We start from the raw sequence: 17089 nt of genomic DNA on the forward strand, positions 1-17089 counted from the left end.
TTTTAAAGAAGACATGTATTATTCTTACGTTTGCCTTACAATGTTGTAAGGTGTAATGAGTATTATGTTTTCAAACTGAATAATTACAGAAATGAGATGAGATTGTATGAAAATAGCGAGAGGTAGAGAATTGCTTACACTGGAACAGCGACAAGCCTTTATGCAAATTCCTGAAGATGAGTGGGTGCTAGGAATCTACTACACTTTTTCCAAACGAGATTTAGACATTATAAATAAGCGAAGGAGAGAAGAAAATCGTTTAGGGTTCGCCGTTCCATTAGCCATTCTTCGGTATCCCGGTTGGTCATACACTCATATCAAAAGCATCCCATATATAGTGAAACAAATCGGTTCTACTCCATCTTCGCTTAGTCTTTATCTTCAAAGAGAAAATACACTTTGGGTTCATTTGAAAGAAATTCGTAATGAATACGACTATGTAACTTTTACTCTAAAAGCATATCGAATAACATTTAAGCACCTTCATCAATTAGCTTTGGAAAAAGACATACAAAAACGCTATCCTTTCCTATGATTCTACAGAAAGGATAACGTCTTTTTAGTTTTATGGATAGTGCAAAACTTTAGCTTTATAGCAGTACTTTATATAGCCGTTTAATAATTAATTCTGTTATTTACCTATGTTTACATGACCTTCGTTATCGGTAATAAAATGAATCTTTCAGTAAAGATCTTTTTTATTTCATCACTATTATTTAATTTTATTTATTAAACAAAGAATTTATTGAAACGAATCTTTAAGCTCATTTGAATTAGAATAGAATTTTACTTTTGATGGTTGAACACTGCAAATAAATAGTATGATAGATATCAAAAACATTACAAATGCTCTTGAAACTACAACAAATCGCATAGATATAAGCTCTGAAAAAACACCAAAGATTACAGTAACTGTAATAATTAAAAAAGCCTCAATAAACCCGTAAATACTGACAACTCTGCCCATCACATCAACAGGTGTATTGTTTTGATAAAATGTGTAAAAACCGGTATTAGAAAAGGCAGTAGCAAATGATAAAACAAAAACCCCTACAGATGCTATAAAAAAGGTATTAGAAGATGTAAAAATCATATAACCTACTGCAGTTATTAAGGAACCCATACCCATAAGCCATGAGGTAGGTATTTTTTCATTAATTATTGCATTAGATAAAGAACCTACCAATACTCCTGCTCCAGCAATGCTGACTAAAATTCCATATTCACCTTCAGATAAAGAAAGTATCCTAGTTGCAAAAGCAGCTTCCAACGAATCTGTAGTTGTCATCATGACTACCATCGCACGAAATAAAATTTTGTTGTATCTGATGTTTTTTCTAACTGTGCAGTGGATTCAACATTGGGCATTCCTACTGTAATGAATGCAGATAAAAATAACCCGTTAAAATAAATAATTCTCATCTAACAACTAAAAAAAGAAAAACATTTCAGAGAAAAAATCATTTGCAACTATAATACAAAGTCGTTTTTGGGGTGCTATCAAGCTAAGCCCATACAACACAACGTCAAGTAGAATAGAAGTTGTTTCTTTTTTCTAAAAGCTAAGTGTAGAGAATTTAAAGATTTGCATGCGAAATAAACCCTATCGAGTTTCGTTTTTTGAATTAGGCCGCTTGATCATCCAGACATGGTACAATTGTAAACAGCACCTAATATATCAAAGACGGTTCTCTTCTCATACCTATCGGATTTTCGCCCGTTTTGCTGTAGGAGGTTGAACAGGCAAATGAGAATCTTTGATAGTTCTTGGGTGTCTTTCTGTATAGCTTGATAAATAAGAAAAAATAATCTTTAATCATATATATGGCCTTATATTCACTGAGTTCTCGTTTCTTTTTCATAAAAAGGAATTGTCGCATTTGAAACATAGTAGACGAACAGAGTAGAATGGCAATCAGTTGCCCATACAAATGGTATTCCAATCGTTCTCTTTTTATCTTTTTACAATGATGAATATGAAAGAATGATTTCCATGTTTTAAATAAAATCTCGATTTGCCAACGTAAAGAGTACCAATTTTTTCACACTCTATTAACAAGGCAATTATAGCATCCTGGTTTAGCGTTAAGAATGTGAATATACTCTACTTCTTTATTATCAAAAATTTCATCTATATTTTCTCTTAAATTTACACCTTCTGTAACCCTTGCTTCTACAATCATTGAGTCAGCATTGTAGCCGCGTATAGATAGATACCTATGATGTAACATAAGCGGAATTTCATTTACATCTAGCTTAGCGGTAGTTGCTCCCTTTCGTATAAATATAGGACCACTTGCTTTATAAGGCGAATTAACACTATGATATTGGTAATTCAGTAAGATTACCTCTTCTCCTACCTCTGCATCCTTCAAACTTATCCTGCAAGGATATCCAGGATTTTTATTTGCTATTATTTTGACTGCCCCGATACTTTTTAATGCTTCTTCATTCATTAGAAATAGGTTATTAAACTCCTTTTCTTGTAACGCAACGATTTGAAAGTTATTTCTCATATTCTATCCCTCCTTAATCAGTTGTTATAAAGAATTTCACTAATGATGCTACCACTAAAGTTCATAAAACTTGTTCAATAATCCTACCCGATCGCAGAAGATTGAATTTTCATAATCTTTATAGTAAGTTTAACATAAAATTCCACAGGAGCCTCTAAAAAAATCAACCTTTTTAAAATAGGATGATTGCCCAGTTTATTAATATCGTTTAAAGTAAATCGTTTATCGGTTAAATTTAGTTTCTGAACTGGCGTTTATCTTGTCTTTTTAGATACTTTAGTAGCCAAACAGAAGTTGTAGTACGTTCTAAAAATATATATTTTTTGTTTTAGGAATAATGTATTTCTTAACTTGATGGCGATGTGGTGCTACCCCATGCCCATTAAGCTAAGATTTTGAAGTGCCCCCAAAACGAAATTTCTATCTAAGAATTAAAACATTAAATGTAAAATTAAAATAAATGTATTTTATTTTAATGTCTTAAATACGCATAACCCCGTTCCAATTTTAGAATGGGGTTAAAATAATTTTTTTTAGTTTTTGATGCGATATACTTCCATATTAAAAATATAATAACACACATTCGTTTAAATATAGTTTGGATTATTCCACAATCACTCCTGATTGCTATAGATCAATAATTTTTTTGAGGTTCTCAATTTAACAGGGTAAATAGTGATTTATCGGTAATTATTATGAATTGGTTGGAACAAATCCTCTCGGCTGGTCCGAACAACAGAAAAATTGTCAACATTGTAATGACCATGAAGTATTTCATTATGATGACTTATTATCTTTTCAGCAGATAGGATTGAAGAATCTGTCGTTGAATGACCATCCCCAACTAAAGTAACATCAAAATGATTCACCGTTGCAGTTCTAACCGCTGTGTCAATACAATGTTCTGTTTTACATCCCATGATAATAAGATGTTCGATCTCGTTTTCCTTTAAAAAATCCATTAATAGTGTACCATAAAACGCATTTGTAGCTACTTTATCAAATATTTTTGCATTGGTTGGCACTTTTACTGTCTGGTGTATTTGAAAACCTGGACCTTTGCCCTCAGCAACATCTTTATCCCTCACAAAGATAATCAAAGCATGTGATTCTAGTGCTTTATCAATAACTAAATTAACATTATCTAACAATTCCTCTTTATTAAACACATTTTTAGTTTCGTTATTACCATCAACTAATTCTTGTTGGACATCAATAATAAGCAAAGCTTGGTTCAATATAAAAACTCCTTTACGCTATAATTTATATATGTTCTCCATATCTTTCTTCATTCTAATAATCATAATATTGCCCTCTTTTATCTTTTGAACCTATTTCGTTACGAACCTAATAAGTAGTATTGTTATATGTTAAGAGAGCAGACACTACTAGATAGGGGTCTAGGTCTTTTGACAAGCTCTCCTTGACAATCAGGACATACATAATTCATTAATTTTGTACACTCCTCACAAAATGTACATTCATGTGTGCAAATAAAAGCCAAAGATTGCTCTTCAACCTTATTATTACATTTCTCACAGCATTTCCTCATCTCAAGTCCCATTTTTATTCCTCTAATAACATTTTTTCATTATATACATAAAATTATAAATATAATATAATTTTGTTTAAATACAAATTATTAGCTATTTCATCCAAAAGACTTAAAAAATTTATTCATTATAAGCGTTTTGCTTTAAATAAAAAGGGGATGTTTAAAACGGACCATATTGACCGAAAGATTTTACATATTCTTCAAGAAGATGGACGCATATCTATGACTGAACTAGGAAAAATGGTGAACTTATCAACACCTGCTGCAAAAGAAAGAGTAAAAAAATTAGAGGATAAAAATATTATTACAGCCTATAGGGCAGTTATAAACCCAGAGAAATTAAATAAGAATGTAACGGCTTTTGTTTTGTTTGAATCAAAAAAATGTCAACAATTCAGAAATTTTTGCAAAGAAAACCCTATGGTCTTTGAGTGCCACAGATTAGCTGGACAATATAGTTACTTGGTGAAAATAGTCACTGAATCGGTACAAAATTTAGAAGAATTTATAGATGCTTCAATGGAATTTGGCTATCCATCAACTTTAATTAACTTATCATCACCAGTAAAATATAGATGTATTTTTTAGAATAGAGTTCTTCTAAGCTATTTAAGAAATTCTGCCACATGAGACTATCAAAGTAACAAAACAAGAATTCCCTAAAATGAAAAAATACGTTATTCTTTCTGTAGAATCATAGGAAAGGATGGCGTTTTTGTATGTCTATTTCTGTATCTGATGAATTACAACTATTTGCTCAAGAGATTCAAAGTTTTTTATCTCCAAATACCTTACGGGATCTTGCTAGAGATGTTAGTTTTGTACAACGAACCAGTAAATACCAAGCAAAAGATTTAGCAGCTTTATGTGTATGGGTGAGCCAAAATGTAGCTATGACTTCTTTAACTCATTTATCTAGCCGTCTTTGATATATTAGGTGTCGTTTACAATTGTACCATGTCTGATAATCAAGCCGCTTAATTCAAAAAATGAAACCCGTTAGGGTTTATTTCGTATGCAAATCTTTCAATCACCTACACTTGCCCTTTAGAAAAAAGAAACAATCTCGCCTAAAATTGACTTTGTATAATCTTAGCTTGATAGCGATGTGGTGCTACCCCTACTAATACTACTAATCTGAAAAGAATGTGGGTGAAGTATGTCTAAGCTAAGTGCATTCAAATGGAAACACTATCAACTTTAATGGTGAGATGGTACCTACGGTGACCTTGTAGAAATGATGGAAGAGCGAGGACTATCTATCTCTCATACGACCATCATGCGTTGGATTCATCAGTATGGTCCTGAATTGGACAAACGAATCCGATGTTATCTTAAACAAACAAATGACTCCTGGAGAGTCGATGAAACATATATCAAAGTAAAATGTCAATAGATGTACCTGTATCGTGCTGTTGATTCGAAAGGAAATACAATCGATTTTTACCTAAGCAAAACAAGAGACCAAAAGGCTACAAAGCGCTTTTTCAAGAAGGCCTTGCAGTCTTTTCATGTTTCAAAACCTCGTGTTATAACAGTCGATAAAAATCCAGCTTATCCTACAGCAATTGAACAGTTGAAAAAAGAAAAAAGCATACCTGGTGGTATGCGACTTAGACAACAAAAGTACTTGAATAATATAGTAGAGCAAGATCAACGCTTTATAAAGAAGCGAATTCGTTCTATGCTAGGGTTCAAATGTTTTGACACAGCTACATCCATTCTTTCAGGAGTAGAAGCCATGCATATGATGAAAAAAGAACAGGTTGATTTACGGGACCAGCCTGTCCAAAATCAGAAAGAGTTCATCCATCAATTATTTGGACTTGCAGCATAAGTTACGATTCCGTTAGGAATCTATGCATTTTATTCTCTTTTATTTTTGTACCAGAACCGATTTTATTACTCAGTTTTCTTGTTTTGCTGTATCCACAGCACTGTTTTTTCTACGTCTATTTCTGAAGAAGGTTTATTTCCATATCGGATGGATTCATAAATAGGAATGATATCCCTGGTTCTACAAATTCTATATAACCATTGCTGTATGGACTCGTGAGAACGCCGTTTTTCATGTAATTGCAAGGTTTGTTCCCATTCAATCAATTTTATTCGCACCGGATCAGTGGGAAGTTGATATAATGGTTTATTAATAATCCCTCCTTTTTTTTCTGTATTAATTTTTTGATTGCTTGTATGATATGTTTTTGGGTGGTTTCTTTTTTTACGGATTTGTTTTCTAACATATTTATAAATAAAATAAACGATAATTAGAATACAAATGAGATAAAAAACTACAGTAATCCATGCATTGCTAAGTAGTGAAATTATAGAATTTAAGAAATTTTTTTCTTCTGCCATTTTTATTTTTCGATTGGTGTGCTTCTTTTGCTCAGTATCAATATGTTTGACTTCCTCCATAGGTGTTTCAGGAAGGTCAGTTTCTTTAAATTCCCTTATTGTCTCTTTATACTCTTTCTCGGGTGATTTCTTAAAATAATGTTCTTTAATCACTTTTTGTATATGTACAACACTAGTGGACATAGTTATCGCACCAATTAAGAAAAAAATAATTATCAAAAATCTTGCACACCACAAGCCAATCTGTATATGCCCTTTACTATTGAACATGACATAAATCCCTTCTTATTCTTTTATTACAATCCATTTTTCGGTTCGATTATTTGGTTTCGGAGAAGTACCGATAATTAAGGGAATAGCATCTAATTGCTTACGACGAAAACCTGCCGTAAAAAAATAAGAAGAAGATACAGGAGTATCCTGTTCTTTAATGGAGGCAAGTACTTTTAGCGTGTTATGTAACTGCTTTCTGCTATTTCCTAATTTAATGTGTAGCAATCCATTGTGACTTACGGTATTTATCCACAATTCATAAGAACAATTTTGTACTAAAAGTTGTTTGCACATACCGGCTGTTATTTCTATAAGTTCCTCTGTATCCTTTCTTATTGACACTCCGTTCTTATTTATTAAATTTAAATAGAGTGCATATTTATCAGATTGTGTTCGTTCGTATTTCTTTGCAGTTATTATTCCTGTTTTTGCCGTTGCACTCCAATGTATCGAGCGGAAATCTTCATTTTCATAATTTTTTATCCCTATTACATTCGTTTCATCGTACAATGGTGAAGATAGAGATTTTCGAAATCCACGCGACCACTCTTTTAATTCTGGTACCTGGATATTAGGTACAGCAGGAAAAATCAAATAAGCAGGTGTATCAATTTGACTATACGTTAGATGGCTCATAATGAGACCAAATGGATCAGAAATTACTATTTCAACTTCTTCCCATTTCCCGATTCCCCTTTTCAAGGCTATGGCTTGAATGTCAAATGTTCTTATCTCCTCTCCCTTCATATTGAATTTCATATAGTAATTTGAACCTGTACTTTGATTTTTGTTTAGTGCGTCATGTTTCCAACTTAGTCTATTATCGCATTTAAATCGAAATACTATATTAAATATGGGTAATATAGTATTGTTTGAAATTTTAATTGAACAAATATTTTTTTCTCCTATAAAAGTATTTGGACTACCTTGAACATACTCCCAATGCACATGAGATATTTTACGTACATAAACATGGACAAACAGTATTAAAAAAATATATAAGAATACAAACGATAAAATCAATAGATTGCTTGAAAATATACATAACACTAGGGCAGCTACTGATACAACTCCTATCATAAGTGGCTCAGCTAATGGAGTGTAAATAAGTGTCCGTTTCATTGCGTATTCTCCACCGGAACATGAAGGCGATCGAGAATTTCATTTATAAGTTCCTCTTTTGTAGTTTTCATTTCACCTTCAATAGTTAAGGTTAATCTATGAGCACATACCGATTTTGCAAGTGCCTGTAAATCATCAGGAGTACAAAAATCTCTTTCTTTTAATAATGCACGAGCCTGAGCAGCTCTCATAAATGCTAGGGTACCCCGTGGACTGACACCAATTTCGATGAGTTCGTGTTTACGTGTCGCCTCAATAATTTCAAGAAGATACTCTTGAACGTCATCCCCCATTAAAACTTCTCTTGCTTGTTGCTGTAAAGCTAAGATTTCTTCGCTTGAAATGACGGAATATAGGTTTTCTAAAGGATCATTTCTTTGAAATCGCTGCATCATCTCTTTCTCAGCCTCTCTAGTAGGATACCCTTGACGTATAGTTAATAAAAAACGATCTAATTGGGCATCTGGTAAAGGGAATGTCCCTGCTGATTCAAGTGGATTTTGCGTTGCAATAACTAAAAAAGGTCCAGGTAAAGTGTATGTGCTTTTTGCTATAGTAACTGTACGTTCTTCCATAACTTCCAATAATGAAGATTGAGTTCTAGGTACAGCGCGATTTATTTCATCGACCAATACTATATTTGCAAATATAGGCCCTAATCTCGTTTTAAATTCTGATTCTTTGACATCAAAATATTCTAACCCAATCACATCACCTGGTAAGGTATCGGCAGTAAATTGGATTCTTTGAAATTCGGCATCAATACTTTTAGCTAAACTTTTAGCTAAAGATGTTTTCCCAGTTCCAGGAACGTCTTCTAATAAAATATGTCCCTTTGCTATAAGAGCAATGGCCGCTAATTCAATCGACTCGTTTTTACCTATAATTACCCTTGAAATATTATTGACTATTTTTTGTAATGTACTCATAAAATACCCACCTATCTATCATCCTATTTTTTGTTTCGCCAGATCTTCCCAAGTCTGTAATTTTAGAGTATCTGTTATGTACCCACGACTGTTAACTATAATGGCTTGCGGAGCGGATCTTATGTTATATAACTGAAAAATATCAGGAGATACCGAGAAAGATAAATTATGGTTTTTAAATTTTGAAATGTAACTATCATCTAATTCTTTATTACTAATAAAGAAAATTTTGATATATTCAAAATTGTAGGTAGAACTAATTGAATCGACAAATCTTTTGCAAGTTGGACATCCTGATGAAATAAAAATTAGTAGTGTATTACTATTGGAATTTGGCCCAACTCTTAATTCTTGCTTAAATTGGTCTTTTAACTTAAATGGTGGTGCAGCCTGTCCAATCTGTAGTTCCTTTCTAAATTTTACATAAGATGAAGTGGCAATTACCCCAGCGAAAAATTTGATTTGGTTTGTAAATTTAAACAATAACAATCCTTGAAATACTACTAAAATTGATAAAAGTATTAAAGCCATTAAGGTTATTGAATTGTTCATCGTATCCCCCCTTATTTATCATTAGTTGACTCAATTACCTCTATAAAGTCGTTCAAGCTTTTAATGATGTAAAGCATAAATCCCGCTTCAGCTATAACAACAATCCATAAAATAATAAAACCCACAATTAAAAATGTATCCATATATTATTCCCCCTTTGTTATTATGTTTCTAATATTGAGTTTGAAACTATATATGATTTTTATAGTTAAATATATAATGATTTTCAAAATTAAATAGGAATGAAGAAATAGAAATTGGTTATTAAAAGGGAAACTAAATACTTTATAATCAAAATTCAACCAAAGTATAAAAATGCTAATTATCATTATTACATTTCGAAATACCAACTTCTTTGATATTTTCCCATTGCCAACAACTCCCCCACAACCACAATCGATATTTGTTCTACCCCTAAATAGATTAATTGTTATCGCTATTGTATACATTAGCAGTAATAACATCGCGAATATTAGGTTAATTTTAAGTAGCAATCCAATCAATAAACAGAGTCCAATTACCAATTCTACTACGCTATCAAACCATGCAAATAATCTATTTGCGGATTCAGGTACTATATTATAGGAATGTACAATAGCGTAGTGTTGTTCAAATCTTAGTATTTTATATAAACTAGATGTAATGAAAATATATCCAAAAACAAAGCAAGTCATATTAATAATTAGGTTCATAAATTTGCTCCTTTACTGTATCTTCTTTAGGGTCTATATACTTCTCTTTTTGTGAACTATATAGATTGAAATATTCACCGTGTAGATTCAATAATTCATTGTGTGTACCCATTTCGACTATGCCCCCGTCCTTCATCACTATAATTCGGTCAGCTAAATGGCATGCATACATTCTATGAGAAATAAAGATTGTGATTTTTTCGTTGGATATTTCTTTGAATTTTTCAAATAGATTTGCTTCGGTATTAGAATCTAGTGCAGATGTAGGTTCATCTAAAATGAGTATCGGTGCTGTTTTAATCAATGCTCTTGCAATAGCTATTCTTTGCCATTGTCCACCCGATAAATCTGTACTATTGCCAAATAGCCTTCCCAATTGAGTATTATAACTGTTTGGTAGTTCCGATATTAAACTATGTGATTCTGCAATTTTAGAAGAAGAAATTATGGTGTCTTCGGAAAACTCACAGGAACCTATTGAAATATTTTCTTTAGCAGTTAATTCATATTTAACAAAGTCCTGAAATATAACAGATATATTGCTATATAAACTTTTCTTTTCTATTCTATTTTTATCTATTTCATCAAAAAAAATCGTGTTATTTGGAACTTCAAAACTTCCAATTAAGCATTTAATAAGGGTAGATTTCCCAGATCCGTTTTCTCCTACAATCACTAACTTCTCGTTCGGAAGAATATCAAAATTTATATTTTTTATTACCTTTTTTTCTGTTCCAGGGTATGAAAAAGATAAATTTTTAACCTGTATTCCTTTCTGTAGTGCTTTTGGAAACAGTTGTAGTTCATTTGTAATACTAATTTCTTGTTCGTCCTCGTAGCCTAGTAGCTCGTACAAATCGGTTATAAACAAATTTTGTTTATATATATCCGCAAGCATGGTTGCTATGGTATTTATTGAGATTTGTGCAATTTGTACCGCACTATTTATTGAGACGAAATCTCCAATTTTTATTGATTTTCTAAAAATAAAAAATAGCAATAAAATTACTGTACCCATACTAATTATGTGATTAATAGAATTAAACAAGATTAATTTATTTTGCTGCCTATTAACTTGCATTAAAATATCGTTATTATTTACTTTTAATGATTTAGACCATTTTTGAATTAAAAATTCATGTGTTTGATTTAAACGTAATTCACGATTCGCTTGGCGATTTACTAATAATGAAAAGATATAATTTTGTTCGCGTGCTTTTGGTGTTTGGAATTTCATCAAAAAGTAATTTTGTTCTCCAAATTTCTTTTGCATAATAAACAGCGGGATAGCTGAGATTATACTTAAAAAAAGAAACAGCCAATGAAATTGTATCAAAAATATAAGGGTGGACACTAAAGTAATACTATTTCTTGTGATTTCTATAATTTTCAATATAGGATCTAAAAATTTATTTCCTATATCCCCCTGAACTCTTTGAAGATGATCATAAAACTTATTATCTTCAAAATATTGATACTTTACCTTTAACACTTTATTTGCAACTATTTTTTTAATTTTATAGTCTATTTTTTGCTCTAATTTTATATTTATCGTTATCTTATACTTATCTAGAATAGTAGAGGTTAAATTAATTAAAAGCTGTAGAATCAAATAGATAATCACATTGGAGATTACTTTATCATTAGAAGTAAATAATTGTTGAATCGTATTTAGTAATTTTTGAGTAATAATTAACGTAAATAAAGGTAATATCCCTTGGAATATATTTATTAATAGAATACAGATTAGTTCTATTCTAGCTGCAGACCATACTAACTTACTAGACTTTAAAAGATATTCAATCCGCATAGTCCACCTCCTTTTTCAGAAAATTTTAAAAAAACTAAAAATATTGTTTCATTCCAAATTATAACATGTTATAATTTGGAATGAAAGGGGGGGAGAATGATATGTTATTAGGCGCAATTTTATGCGATTGTAGTAGAACTTCTTGTAGTGCAGATACATATTGTGGGACAGGTGGTAACCCACATCCATATGTAGGGACAGCAACAAGGTATGTTTGGGACTGTAAATCTGGGGCTGACTGTGGTTCGAATCCGACCGGTTCTAGATGTAATTGTAACCGTTAAAACCAAAACAATGGATTAGTTTATAAACTAATCCATTGTTTTATGTTGACTTATTGGGGGAATATAAATGTTTTACTTCGTACTGTTTATTCTAACATTAGTGATATTTGTATTTACAAATCTATCACTTAAAAATTTGCATTCTAAACTACATACAATACAATCTGCAAAGCAAAATAATATGACTTCTAATAGTCTACCTATCAATTCAATTGCTCCAAGCTTTAGTTTAGAAACCGTAACGGGAAATATAGTGACATTAGAAGAGTTACAGGATAAACCCGTTATACTCTTAATTGCTGCTGATACTTGTGATGCTTGTTCACTAGACATTATTGAATTTAGAGAAGAAGTTAGAAAGTACGGGGATAATTATAACTTTGTCTTGATTGTTGCAACCTCTGATCCTACTACATTAAATAACATGAAATATGTAGAAGAAACAAACTTACAAGTATTATTAGCCACAATGAATTTTATGAAAGACTATAAAATCTCCATGATTCCTACATTTTTATTTCTTGATGAAAGAGGTACTGTTTTAGGATCTCCTTACATAGTAAATCAATTTGATAGATATTATAAACTTCTCGGTAATTCTACAATAACTGCATAATTTCCCACACATTGTTTTAAGAATGTTACATAAAAACTGAATAAAATATAATTAATCAAAAAAGGTTACAAGAAAAGATATACTTCCTTACTTATAACCTTTTTTTGAAGAAAATTTTATTACAGCTATTAATACATTTAAAAAATATGGCGATGAAAAATACTTTACGTTTGTACGTCACAACTTTGGTTTAATGTATCCTGATTTGTAGTTCTGGTTTTGGTGCAAAAACTCTAGGGAAATTGCAAATAATCTCTAAATCTTGGACATACTGATACTATTACTCTAAAAAAGGTGTGTGATCGGTATAAAAAAGGAAAATTTGTTCAAATGGAAGCACTATCAACCTGATATTATCTTATTAACAGTAAGATGGGACCTACGGTACAACCTAAGTTTTCGTGATTTGGTGGAAATGATGGAGGAACGAGGTTTGTCTATTACTCACACTACCATTATGCGTTGGGTGCATCAATATGGACCTGAATTAGATGAAAGAGTACGACGTCAGCTTAGGATAACAAATGATTCTTGGAGAGTCGATGAAACGTATGTGAAAGTTAAAAGTCAATGGATGTATTTATATCGCGCAGTCGATTCAGAAGGAAATACCATTGATTTTTATCTCAGTGAATCAAGAGATAAACAAGCAGTTAAGCGCTTTTTCAAGAAAGCTTTGGATGCTTCTCATATTTGTAAACCTCTTGTTATAACAGTAGACAAGAACCCAGCCTATCCTGTAGCAATTCAAGAATTAAAAGAAGAGAAACGTATGCCTGAAGGCATACAAATAAGGCAAGTTAAATATCTCAATAATATAGTGGAACAGGATCACCGTTTCATTAAGAAACTTGCGCGTTCTATGTTAGGATTCAAGTCATATAAAACAGCCATTTCTATATTGAGCAGTGTTGAAACCATGCATATGATGAAAAAAGGACAACTTCATCTACAGGTGAAGTCTGCCCAAAATGAAGTTAGGTTCATACGTAAATTGTTTGGAATTGCATCATAATCTGCCATTGAACAGTCTATGTAGGTTTCTATGTCTCTTTCAAATGCTTTTTGCACCAGAACCCAAAAATTTAATGGGGCGTGGAGTATTACCTAAGAATGAAACAATACATAAAAAAAGACCCTGCCACCAGACAAGATCCAACAAAATGTAATCCAAAAATGAAAAAGGATTCTTTCACATTACAATTTCAATGCTAATACATATCTATTTTTACTACAAGCTCATAAAATCGCATTTTCTCCCTAAGAAACACGAAAATATATCGCTGAGAATCGCATTTTAAGCCAATTAACTTTGCTTTTATGTACAATTTCCCTTACTAATCTCCCTACACAGCACATCGAAATCTTATCTGGGATATTTTCTTTCCTTAAGTTGATGGATGTGTGGTGCTACCCCTAAAACGAAAAATATTGTTTTAGTTTAAACTTATTTTTCATGCAAATAAAATTCCCTTTAAATATTAAGGATTATATTTTTCTAACTATTTAATTTCATAATACTAAACAATTCGGGAAAGAATTTCTTCCTGTTATTTGAGTCGATTGAGATTCAGTTTATATAGTAACTAGATTAACATATCCTTAAGTAATGTTTTTTAGAATATTTTCCTGTACAAATAGAAGACCCCCATACGAGTGTCTTCTATTTGTATGAACGATCACACTTAGAACGAAAGACTTGTAAGTTGGGAATCGACACTTAAGTCATCACTTAATGTGATTGTGAAACATGCAGCAAGTGGTAATGTAATCACAACAGATCCACAAGGTGTTATTATAATTGTTGGACTTGTCCCACATAAGTTCCCGCAATTTACGACGGATTCTACACCGTTACCAGGTGTAATGGTAATAACAAGACAGATATTAAAACAGATATTGTTTGTCGTACATGCCATAGCCTCTCCTCCTTTCTAGTAGCATCTATGAACACAATATGCCTTAGAAAAATTAGGGGAACGGCACAATAATCATTTTTAACAAATTAATAGAGACGGAATCTATCTCTTAATTAAAGCAACTAGCTCCGTTGAATACGTGAAATCATTATTTAAAGTTGTATCAAAACAAGCTTGAAAAGGTAGAACGTTAAAATCAGATGAACAATCATCATTACATTTCACAATAAGCTCAGCTCCACCATTCGGATTTATTCTCGTTTCCAAACAGATATCAAAACAATTTTTATTTATACAAGCCAATTGATAGTCTCCTTTCTATTATTTTTCTATATACAGATATGATATGTATTTTTATTTAAATCGTTCATTTTCTTTTTTACTGTGCATCTTACTCATTCCATTCATACATAAATCTCATAAACTATTTTATAAAGGAGGCCTTCACAATGATTACTTACGCAAAGCTAATCAATTGGAGAGAATATGGAGAAGCAATCATTTTAGAATGTTTAGTTGGCGAAGAATATATCGAAATATCCACTTATAAAAATCATATATATAACGCTCACCTTTTAAAAGATCAAGTCTATATTCGTTTAGACTCTGCTGGAAGGATACTTGGGATTGATATACTGCAATCTTGATGCTTTCTTATTATTATTAGTAGATTATTTTTTGTAGCTATTAATACGGTATGTGAAATTAACTGTTTTTTTCTGAATAACACTCGTATATGAGGATTGTTCAGACTTGTCTTGCTTCATATTGTACATTCTTTTCTAATTATGAATGCACTACTTCCCTTCTGATTTCTTTACTCAATAAAAAGGAAAAATGCCTCTCACTTGTTTATTACCTAACGAGTGAGAGGCATTTCGAAATCGTTTGCCTTATCTGTAACTGTTAAAATAAAAATATCAGTTATTGATTTTAAGTATAAAATCAACCGCCACCGTTACCATGTTCCATCAACATTGCAATAGAATTAGAATGTTTTTCAGTTGGACTGTATATACCAAGAGCTAAAGTAAAAACTGCTACAATTCCTATTATTTTAATCGCTATATTCTTCATTTTAGTGCCCCCTTATCTAATGATTTTTGTCTTGATTGTAAGCCAGCATAAAAATATTGGCTTGCTGTATGGTGTTGATTCTCTTCGTAGAATTTAATTGCTAATTTTTCTTCATATTCTTGTTTGTATTCATATAATTCTTCTCTCTCGAAATACAAAATCCCTTTAAGAATTATTTTTTCTAACTCTTCTGCAGAAACATTGTTATTCAAAGCTTTTAAAATTTTGAAGTGATGTTGATATCCTTCATTCTGTATTTCGTCACAAATTTCAAGACCTGCTTCTATAAGTTCAGCAGCTTTCTCATACTCTTTTAATTTGTAGTGTTCTTTTGCTTTCACATATATAGCTCTGTATTGTTTTGGGGCTTTCTCCACAACTTCAGACAGATAACGAATTGCTAGGTCTGATAGATTTTGGTTAGCGTATAACCAACCTAAGTTATGCCGAACTATTAAAATAAAGTTTTCTTCGCCAATTTTTTGGAATTGATCCATTGCAGCTGCAAAATGTTCCTCTGCTAGTTCCCATTCCTTTAGGTGTGTGCATGCCAAACCAAGAATATTATCACAGAATGCTATATTTATTTCATATCCGGCATGATTTGAGAACATATCTTTAGCTTTGGTTACCTCTTTAATAGCTTGAAGTGCTTGCTGGTTATAATTGGTTAGCTCCAAATGGTCGACGCATACTTAGAGCTGAAGAAGTATTACGTAAAATTGCTTTTTCTACAAGCTGCTTAGCTGGTGAAAAGGTAGCCCAGGCGATACATTTACCAGTTAGTCATGATATATTACTTACTATTATTTATAAGACACCTATAGATATAGAAATATCTCCCTTTTGTAGGAATTAAAGCATAATACTTTTTCATCACCTAAATAACCAACTGGATAAGGAACACCTACATAGTCAAAATCACGTTTATCTGCTGAAATAACCATTCTTCCGATAATCATAATGATTGGTTCTACACCTTCTAGTTTAACAACTGAGCCAATAGGTAATAGTCTCATTTATTTGCTCTCCTTTTTCTTTTTATATTTGAATATAAATTCTAAAATAATTATAAAAGCAAATCCAATAGATAATTGAATGACTGTAAAAAGGATTTTTTCTTTTGAAGAAGCTTCAGGTAAATCCCATATTACTACAGGGGGAATAAGTACCCCAACAATGGTAATAATCCTTAACAATTTATTCATATTTTGAATTCCCCTATCACATAGGTAAGATCATTTCTTGTTAAATTTACTATGTACCAGTTCAAAAAATTTATTTGCACCAAGTGAAATTGCACCAATAATAAGAACCCCAATAATAAAATAAATCTTTTTAAATAAAATCTTCCCCAAAAAGACTATTCTTATTTCTTTTCCTTCA

19 protein-coding genes and 7 pseudogenes are annotated in these 17089 nt (G+C 31.6%); 8 read left to right on the forward strand and 18 right to left on the reverse strand.

Translation table 11 applies throughout. The features are described 5' to 3' along the window. Nucleotides 1-106: 106 nt before the first annotated feature. Nucleotides 107-502 (forward strand): annotated as a pseudogene (locus MR058_RS05700) (DUF4158 domain-containing protein); the annotation flags it as partial. A 240-nt stretch (nucleotides 503-742) separates the two neighbouring features. On the opposite strand, the pseudogene MR058_RS05705 reads toward MR058_RS05700, so the two are convergent. From MR058_RS05705 to MR058_RS05725, 5 genes and pseudogenes are all read right to left on the reverse strand, one after another. Further along, nucleotides 743-1413, reverse strand: a pseudogene (locus MR058_RS05705) (MFS transporter); the annotation flags it as partial. 212 nt (nucleotides 1414-1625) lie between these two features. Continuing rightward, nucleotides 1626-2039 (reverse strand): annotated as a pseudogene (locus MR058_RS05710) (transposase); the annotation flags it as partial. Between the two features lie 3 nt (nucleotides 2040-2042). Beyond that, complete coding sequence (locus tag MR058_RS05715; RefSeq protein ID WP_242143056.1) at nucleotides 2043-2516, reverse strand: DUF1203 domain-containing protein; 474 nt, start codon at nucleotides 2514-2516, stop codon at nucleotides 2043-2045. A gap of 680 nt (nucleotides 2517-3196) precedes the next feature. Further along, nucleotides 3197-3754, reverse strand: a complete 558-nt coding sequence (locus tag MR058_RS05720; protein WP_242143057.1) for an isochorismatase family protein — start codon at nucleotides 3752-3754, stop codon at nucleotides 3197-3199. A gap of 125 nt (nucleotides 3755-3879) precedes the next feature. Beyond that, nucleotides 3880-4080 carry a DUF1272 domain-containing protein gene (locus tag MR058_RS05725; protein WP_242143058.1) on the reverse strand — a complete coding sequence of 67 codons (201 nt, stop codon included), beginning with the start codon at nucleotides 4078-4080 and terminating at the stop codon, nucleotides 3880-3882. Between the two features lie 147 nt (nucleotides 4081-4227). Between MR058_RS05725 and MR058_RS05730 the strand changes: the two genes are divergently transcribed. The 3 genes and pseudogenes from MR058_RS05730 to MR058_RS05740 all read left to right on the forward strand — a co-directional run bounded on the left by MR058_RS05730 (nucleotide 4228) and on the right by MR058_RS05740 (nucleotide 5908). After that, complete coding sequence (locus tag MR058_RS05730; protein WP_199640702.1) at nucleotides 4228-4659, forward strand: Lrp/AsnC family transcriptional regulator; 432 nt, start codon at nucleotides 4228-4230, stop codon at nucleotides 4657-4659. 131 nt (nucleotides 4660-4790) lie between these two features. Beyond that, nucleotides 4791-4997: pseudogene (locus tag MR058_RS05735) on the forward strand (IS4 family transposase); the annotation flags it as partial. A 233-nt stretch (nucleotides 4998-5230) separates the two neighbouring features. Then, nucleotides 5231-5908: pseudogene (locus tag MR058_RS05740) on the forward strand (IS6 family transposase). Nucleotides 5909-5973: 65 nt separating this feature from the next. Here the strand turns inward: MR058_RS05740 and MR058_RS05745 are convergent. From MR058_RS05745 to MR058_RS05765, 7 genes are read right to left on the reverse strand one after another with little or no spacing between them, the layout of a single operon-like run. After that, on the reverse strand, nucleotides 5974-6699 hold the full coding sequence (locus MR058_RS05745) for a hypothetical protein (RefSeq protein WP_242143059.1): 726 nt from the start codon (nucleotides 6697-6699) through the stop codon (nucleotides 5974-5976). Between the two features lie 15 nt (nucleotides 6700-6714). Next, on the reverse strand, nucleotides 6715-7824 hold the full coding sequence (locus tag MR058_RS05750; protein WP_242143060.1) for a DUF58 domain-containing protein: 1110 nt from the start codon (nucleotides 7822-7824) through the stop codon (nucleotides 6715-6717). Next, entirely contained in the window at nucleotides 7821-8753 is a 933-nt protein-coding gene (locus MR058_RS05755; protein WP_242143061.1) for an AAA family ATPase, read from the reverse strand. Before MR058_RS05755 ends, MR058_RS05750 begins: the two co-directional genes overlap by 4 nt. Before the next feature lie 18 nt (nucleotides 8754-8771). Beyond that, nucleotides 8772-9305 carry a TlpA family protein disulfide reductase gene (locus MR058_RS05760; protein ID WP_242143062.1) on the reverse strand — a complete coding sequence of 178 codons (534 nt, stop codon included), beginning with the start codon at nucleotides 9303-9305 and terminating at the stop codon, nucleotides 8772-8774. Between the two features lie 11 nt (nucleotides 9306-9316). Next, nucleotides 9317-9448: a hypothetical protein gene (locus tag MR058_RS23285; protein ID WP_002052178.1), complete on the reverse strand. Its 132-nt coding sequence runs from the start codon at nucleotides 9446-9448 to the stop codon at nucleotides 9317-9319. Nucleotides 9449-9451: 3 nt separating this feature from the next. Next, entirely contained in the window at nucleotides 9452-9997 is a 546-nt protein-coding gene (locus MR058_RS23590) for a MauE/DoxX family redox-associated membrane protein (protein ID WP_396021422.1), read from the reverse strand. Continuing rightward, complete coding sequence (locus MR058_RS05765; protein WP_242143063.1) at nucleotides 9981-11807, reverse strand: ABC transporter ATP-binding protein; 1827 nt, start codon at nucleotides 11805-11807, stop codon at nucleotides 9981-9983. The genes MR058_RS23590 and MR058_RS05765 overlap by 17 nt, the downstream gene beginning before the upstream one ends. Before the next feature lie 101 nt (nucleotides 11808-11908). On the opposite strand from MR058_RS05765, the gene MR058_RS05770 reads away from it, so the two are divergent. The 3 genes from MR058_RS05770 to MR058_RS05780 all read left to right on the forward strand — a co-directional run bounded on the left by MR058_RS05770 (nucleotide 11909) and on the right by MR058_RS05780 (nucleotide 13722). Beyond that, nucleotides 11909-12091 (forward strand): hypothetical protein, encoded by a 183-nt coding sequence (locus MR058_RS05770; protein ID WP_242143064.1) that lies wholly within the window; start codon nucleotides 11909-11911, stop codon nucleotides 12089-12091. 67 nt (nucleotides 12092-12158) lie between these two features. Further along, nucleotides 12159-12707: a peroxiredoxin family protein gene (locus tag MR058_RS05775; RefSeq protein WP_242143065.1), complete on the forward strand. Its 549-nt coding sequence runs from the start codon at nucleotides 12159-12161 to the stop codon at nucleotides 12705-12707. Between the two features lie 307 nt (nucleotides 12708-13014). Further along, complete coding sequence (locus tag MR058_RS05780; protein WP_242143501.1) at nucleotides 13015-13722, forward strand: IS6 family transposase; 708 nt, start codon at nucleotides 13015-13017, stop codon at nucleotides 13720-13722. A gap of 670 nt (nucleotides 13723-14392) precedes the next feature. On the opposite strand, the gene MR058_RS05785 is transcribed toward MR058_RS05780, so the two are convergent. Together MR058_RS05785 and MR058_RS05790 are read right to left on the reverse strand one after the other, a co-directional pair. Further along, a complete protein-coding gene (locus MR058_RS05785; RefSeq protein ID WP_242143066.1) occupies nucleotides 14393-14626 on the reverse strand; it encodes a hypothetical protein in 234 nt (77 codons plus the stop codon). A 102-nt stretch (nucleotides 14627-14728) separates the two neighbouring features. Then, on the reverse strand, nucleotides 14729-14893 hold the full coding sequence (locus MR058_RS05790; protein ID WP_242143067.1) for a hypothetical protein: 165 nt from the start codon (nucleotides 14891-14893) through the stop codon (nucleotides 14729-14731). A gap of 182 nt (nucleotides 14894-15075) precedes the next feature. Here MR058_RS05790 and MR058_RS05795 point away from each other — a divergent pair, with 182 nt between their 5' ends. Continuing rightward, on the forward strand, nucleotides 15076-15273 hold the full coding sequence (locus MR058_RS05795) for a hypothetical protein (RefSeq protein WP_242143068.1): 198 nt from the start codon (nucleotides 15076-15078) through the stop codon (nucleotides 15271-15273). A 298-nt stretch (nucleotides 15274-15571) separates the two neighbouring features. Here MR058_RS05795 and MR058_RS23290 read toward each other — a convergent pair whose 3' ends face one another. The 4 genes and pseudogenes from MR058_RS23290 to MR058_RS05810 form a co-directional block, all read right to left on the reverse strand. Further along, on the reverse strand, nucleotides 15572-15703 hold the full coding sequence (locus tag MR058_RS23290) for a hypothetical protein (RefSeq protein ID WP_277926461.1): 132 nt from the start codon (nucleotides 15701-15703) through the stop codon (nucleotides 15572-15574). Further along, nucleotides 15700-16362 (reverse strand): annotated as a pseudogene (locus MR058_RS05800) (tetratricopeptide repeat protein); the annotation flags it as partial. The pseudogene MR058_RS05800 and the gene MR058_RS23290, both read right to left, overlap by 4 nt. A 186-nt stretch (nucleotides 16363-16548) precedes the next feature. Then, nucleotides 16549-16722 (reverse strand): annotated as a pseudogene (locus tag MR058_RS05805) (DUF4176 domain-containing protein); the annotation flags it as partial. Beyond that, nucleotides 16723-16911 (reverse strand): hypothetical protein, encoded by a 189-nt coding sequence (locus MR058_RS05810; protein ID WP_242143069.1) that lies wholly within the window; start codon nucleotides 16909-16911, stop codon nucleotides 16723-16725. Between the last annotated feature and the right edge of the window lie 178 nt (nucleotides 16912-17089).

The sequence above is a fragment of the Bacillus cereus group sp. BfR-BA-01430 genome, from assembly GCF_022663115.1.
Classification (GTDB): domain Bacteria; phylum Bacillota; class Bacilli; order Bacillales; family Bacillaceae_G; genus Bacillus_A; species Bacillus_A cereus_BD.

Coding starts and splice junctions, on each gene's coding strand:
- MR058_RS05745 (WP_242143059.1), bottom strand. CDS start 6,699: ATGTTCAATAGTAAAGGGCATATACAGATTGGCTTGTGGTGTGCAAGA.
- MR058_RS05715 (WP_242143056.1), bottom strand. CDS start 2,516: ATGAGAAATAACTTTCAAATCGTTGCGTTACAAGAAAAGGAGTTTAAT.
- MR058_RS05760 (WP_242143062.1), bottom strand. CDS start 9,305: ATGAACAATTCAATAACCTTAATGGCTTTAATACTTTTATCAATTTTA.
- MR058_RS05775 (WP_242143065.1), top strand. CDS start 12,159: ATGTTTTACTTCGTACTGTTTATTCTAACATTAGTGATATTTGTATTT.
- MR058_RS05795 (WP_242143068.1), top strand. CDS start 15,076: ATGATTACTTACGCAAAGCTAATCAATTGGAGAGAATATGGAGAAGCA.
- MR058_RS23590 (WP_396021422.1), bottom strand. CDS start 9,997: ATGAACCTAATTATTAATATGACTTGCTTTGTTTTTGGATATATTTTC.
- MR058_RS05810 (WP_242143069.1), bottom strand. CDS start 16,911: ATGAATAAATTGTTAAGGATTATTACCATTGTTGGGGTACTTATTCCC.
- MR058_RS05725 (WP_242143058.1), bottom strand. CDS start 4,080: ATGGGACTTGAGATGAGGAAATGCTGTGAGAAATGTAATAATAAGGTT.
- MR058_RS05755 (WP_242143061.1), bottom strand. CDS start 8,753: ATGAGTACATTACAAAAAATAGTCAATAATATTTCAAGGGTAATTATA.
- MR058_RS23285 (WP_002052178.1), bottom strand. CDS start 9,448: ATGGATACATTTTTAATTGTGGGTTTTATTATTTTATGGATTGTTGTT.
- MR058_RS05785 (WP_242143066.1), bottom strand. CDS start 14,626: ATGGCATGTACGACAAACAATATCTGTTTTAATATCTGTCTTGTTATT.
- MR058_RS23290 (WP_277926461.1), bottom strand. CDS start 15,703: ATGAAGAATATAGCGATTAAAATAATAGGAATTGTAGCAGTTTTTACT.
- MR058_RS05730 (WP_199640702.1), top strand. CDS start 4,228: ATGTTTAAAACGGACCATATTGACCGAAAGATTTTACATATTCTTCAA.
- MR058_RS05765 (WP_242143063.1), bottom strand. CDS start 11,807: ATGCGGATTGAATATCTTTTAAAGTCTAGTAAGTTAGTATGGTCTGCA.
- MR058_RS05770 (WP_242143064.1), top strand. CDS start 11,909: ATGTTATTAGGCGCAATTTTATGCGATTGTAGTAGAACTTCTTGTAGT.
- MR058_RS05750 (WP_242143060.1), bottom strand. CDS start 7,824: ATGAAACGGACACTTATTTACACTCCATTAGCTGAGCCACTTATGATA.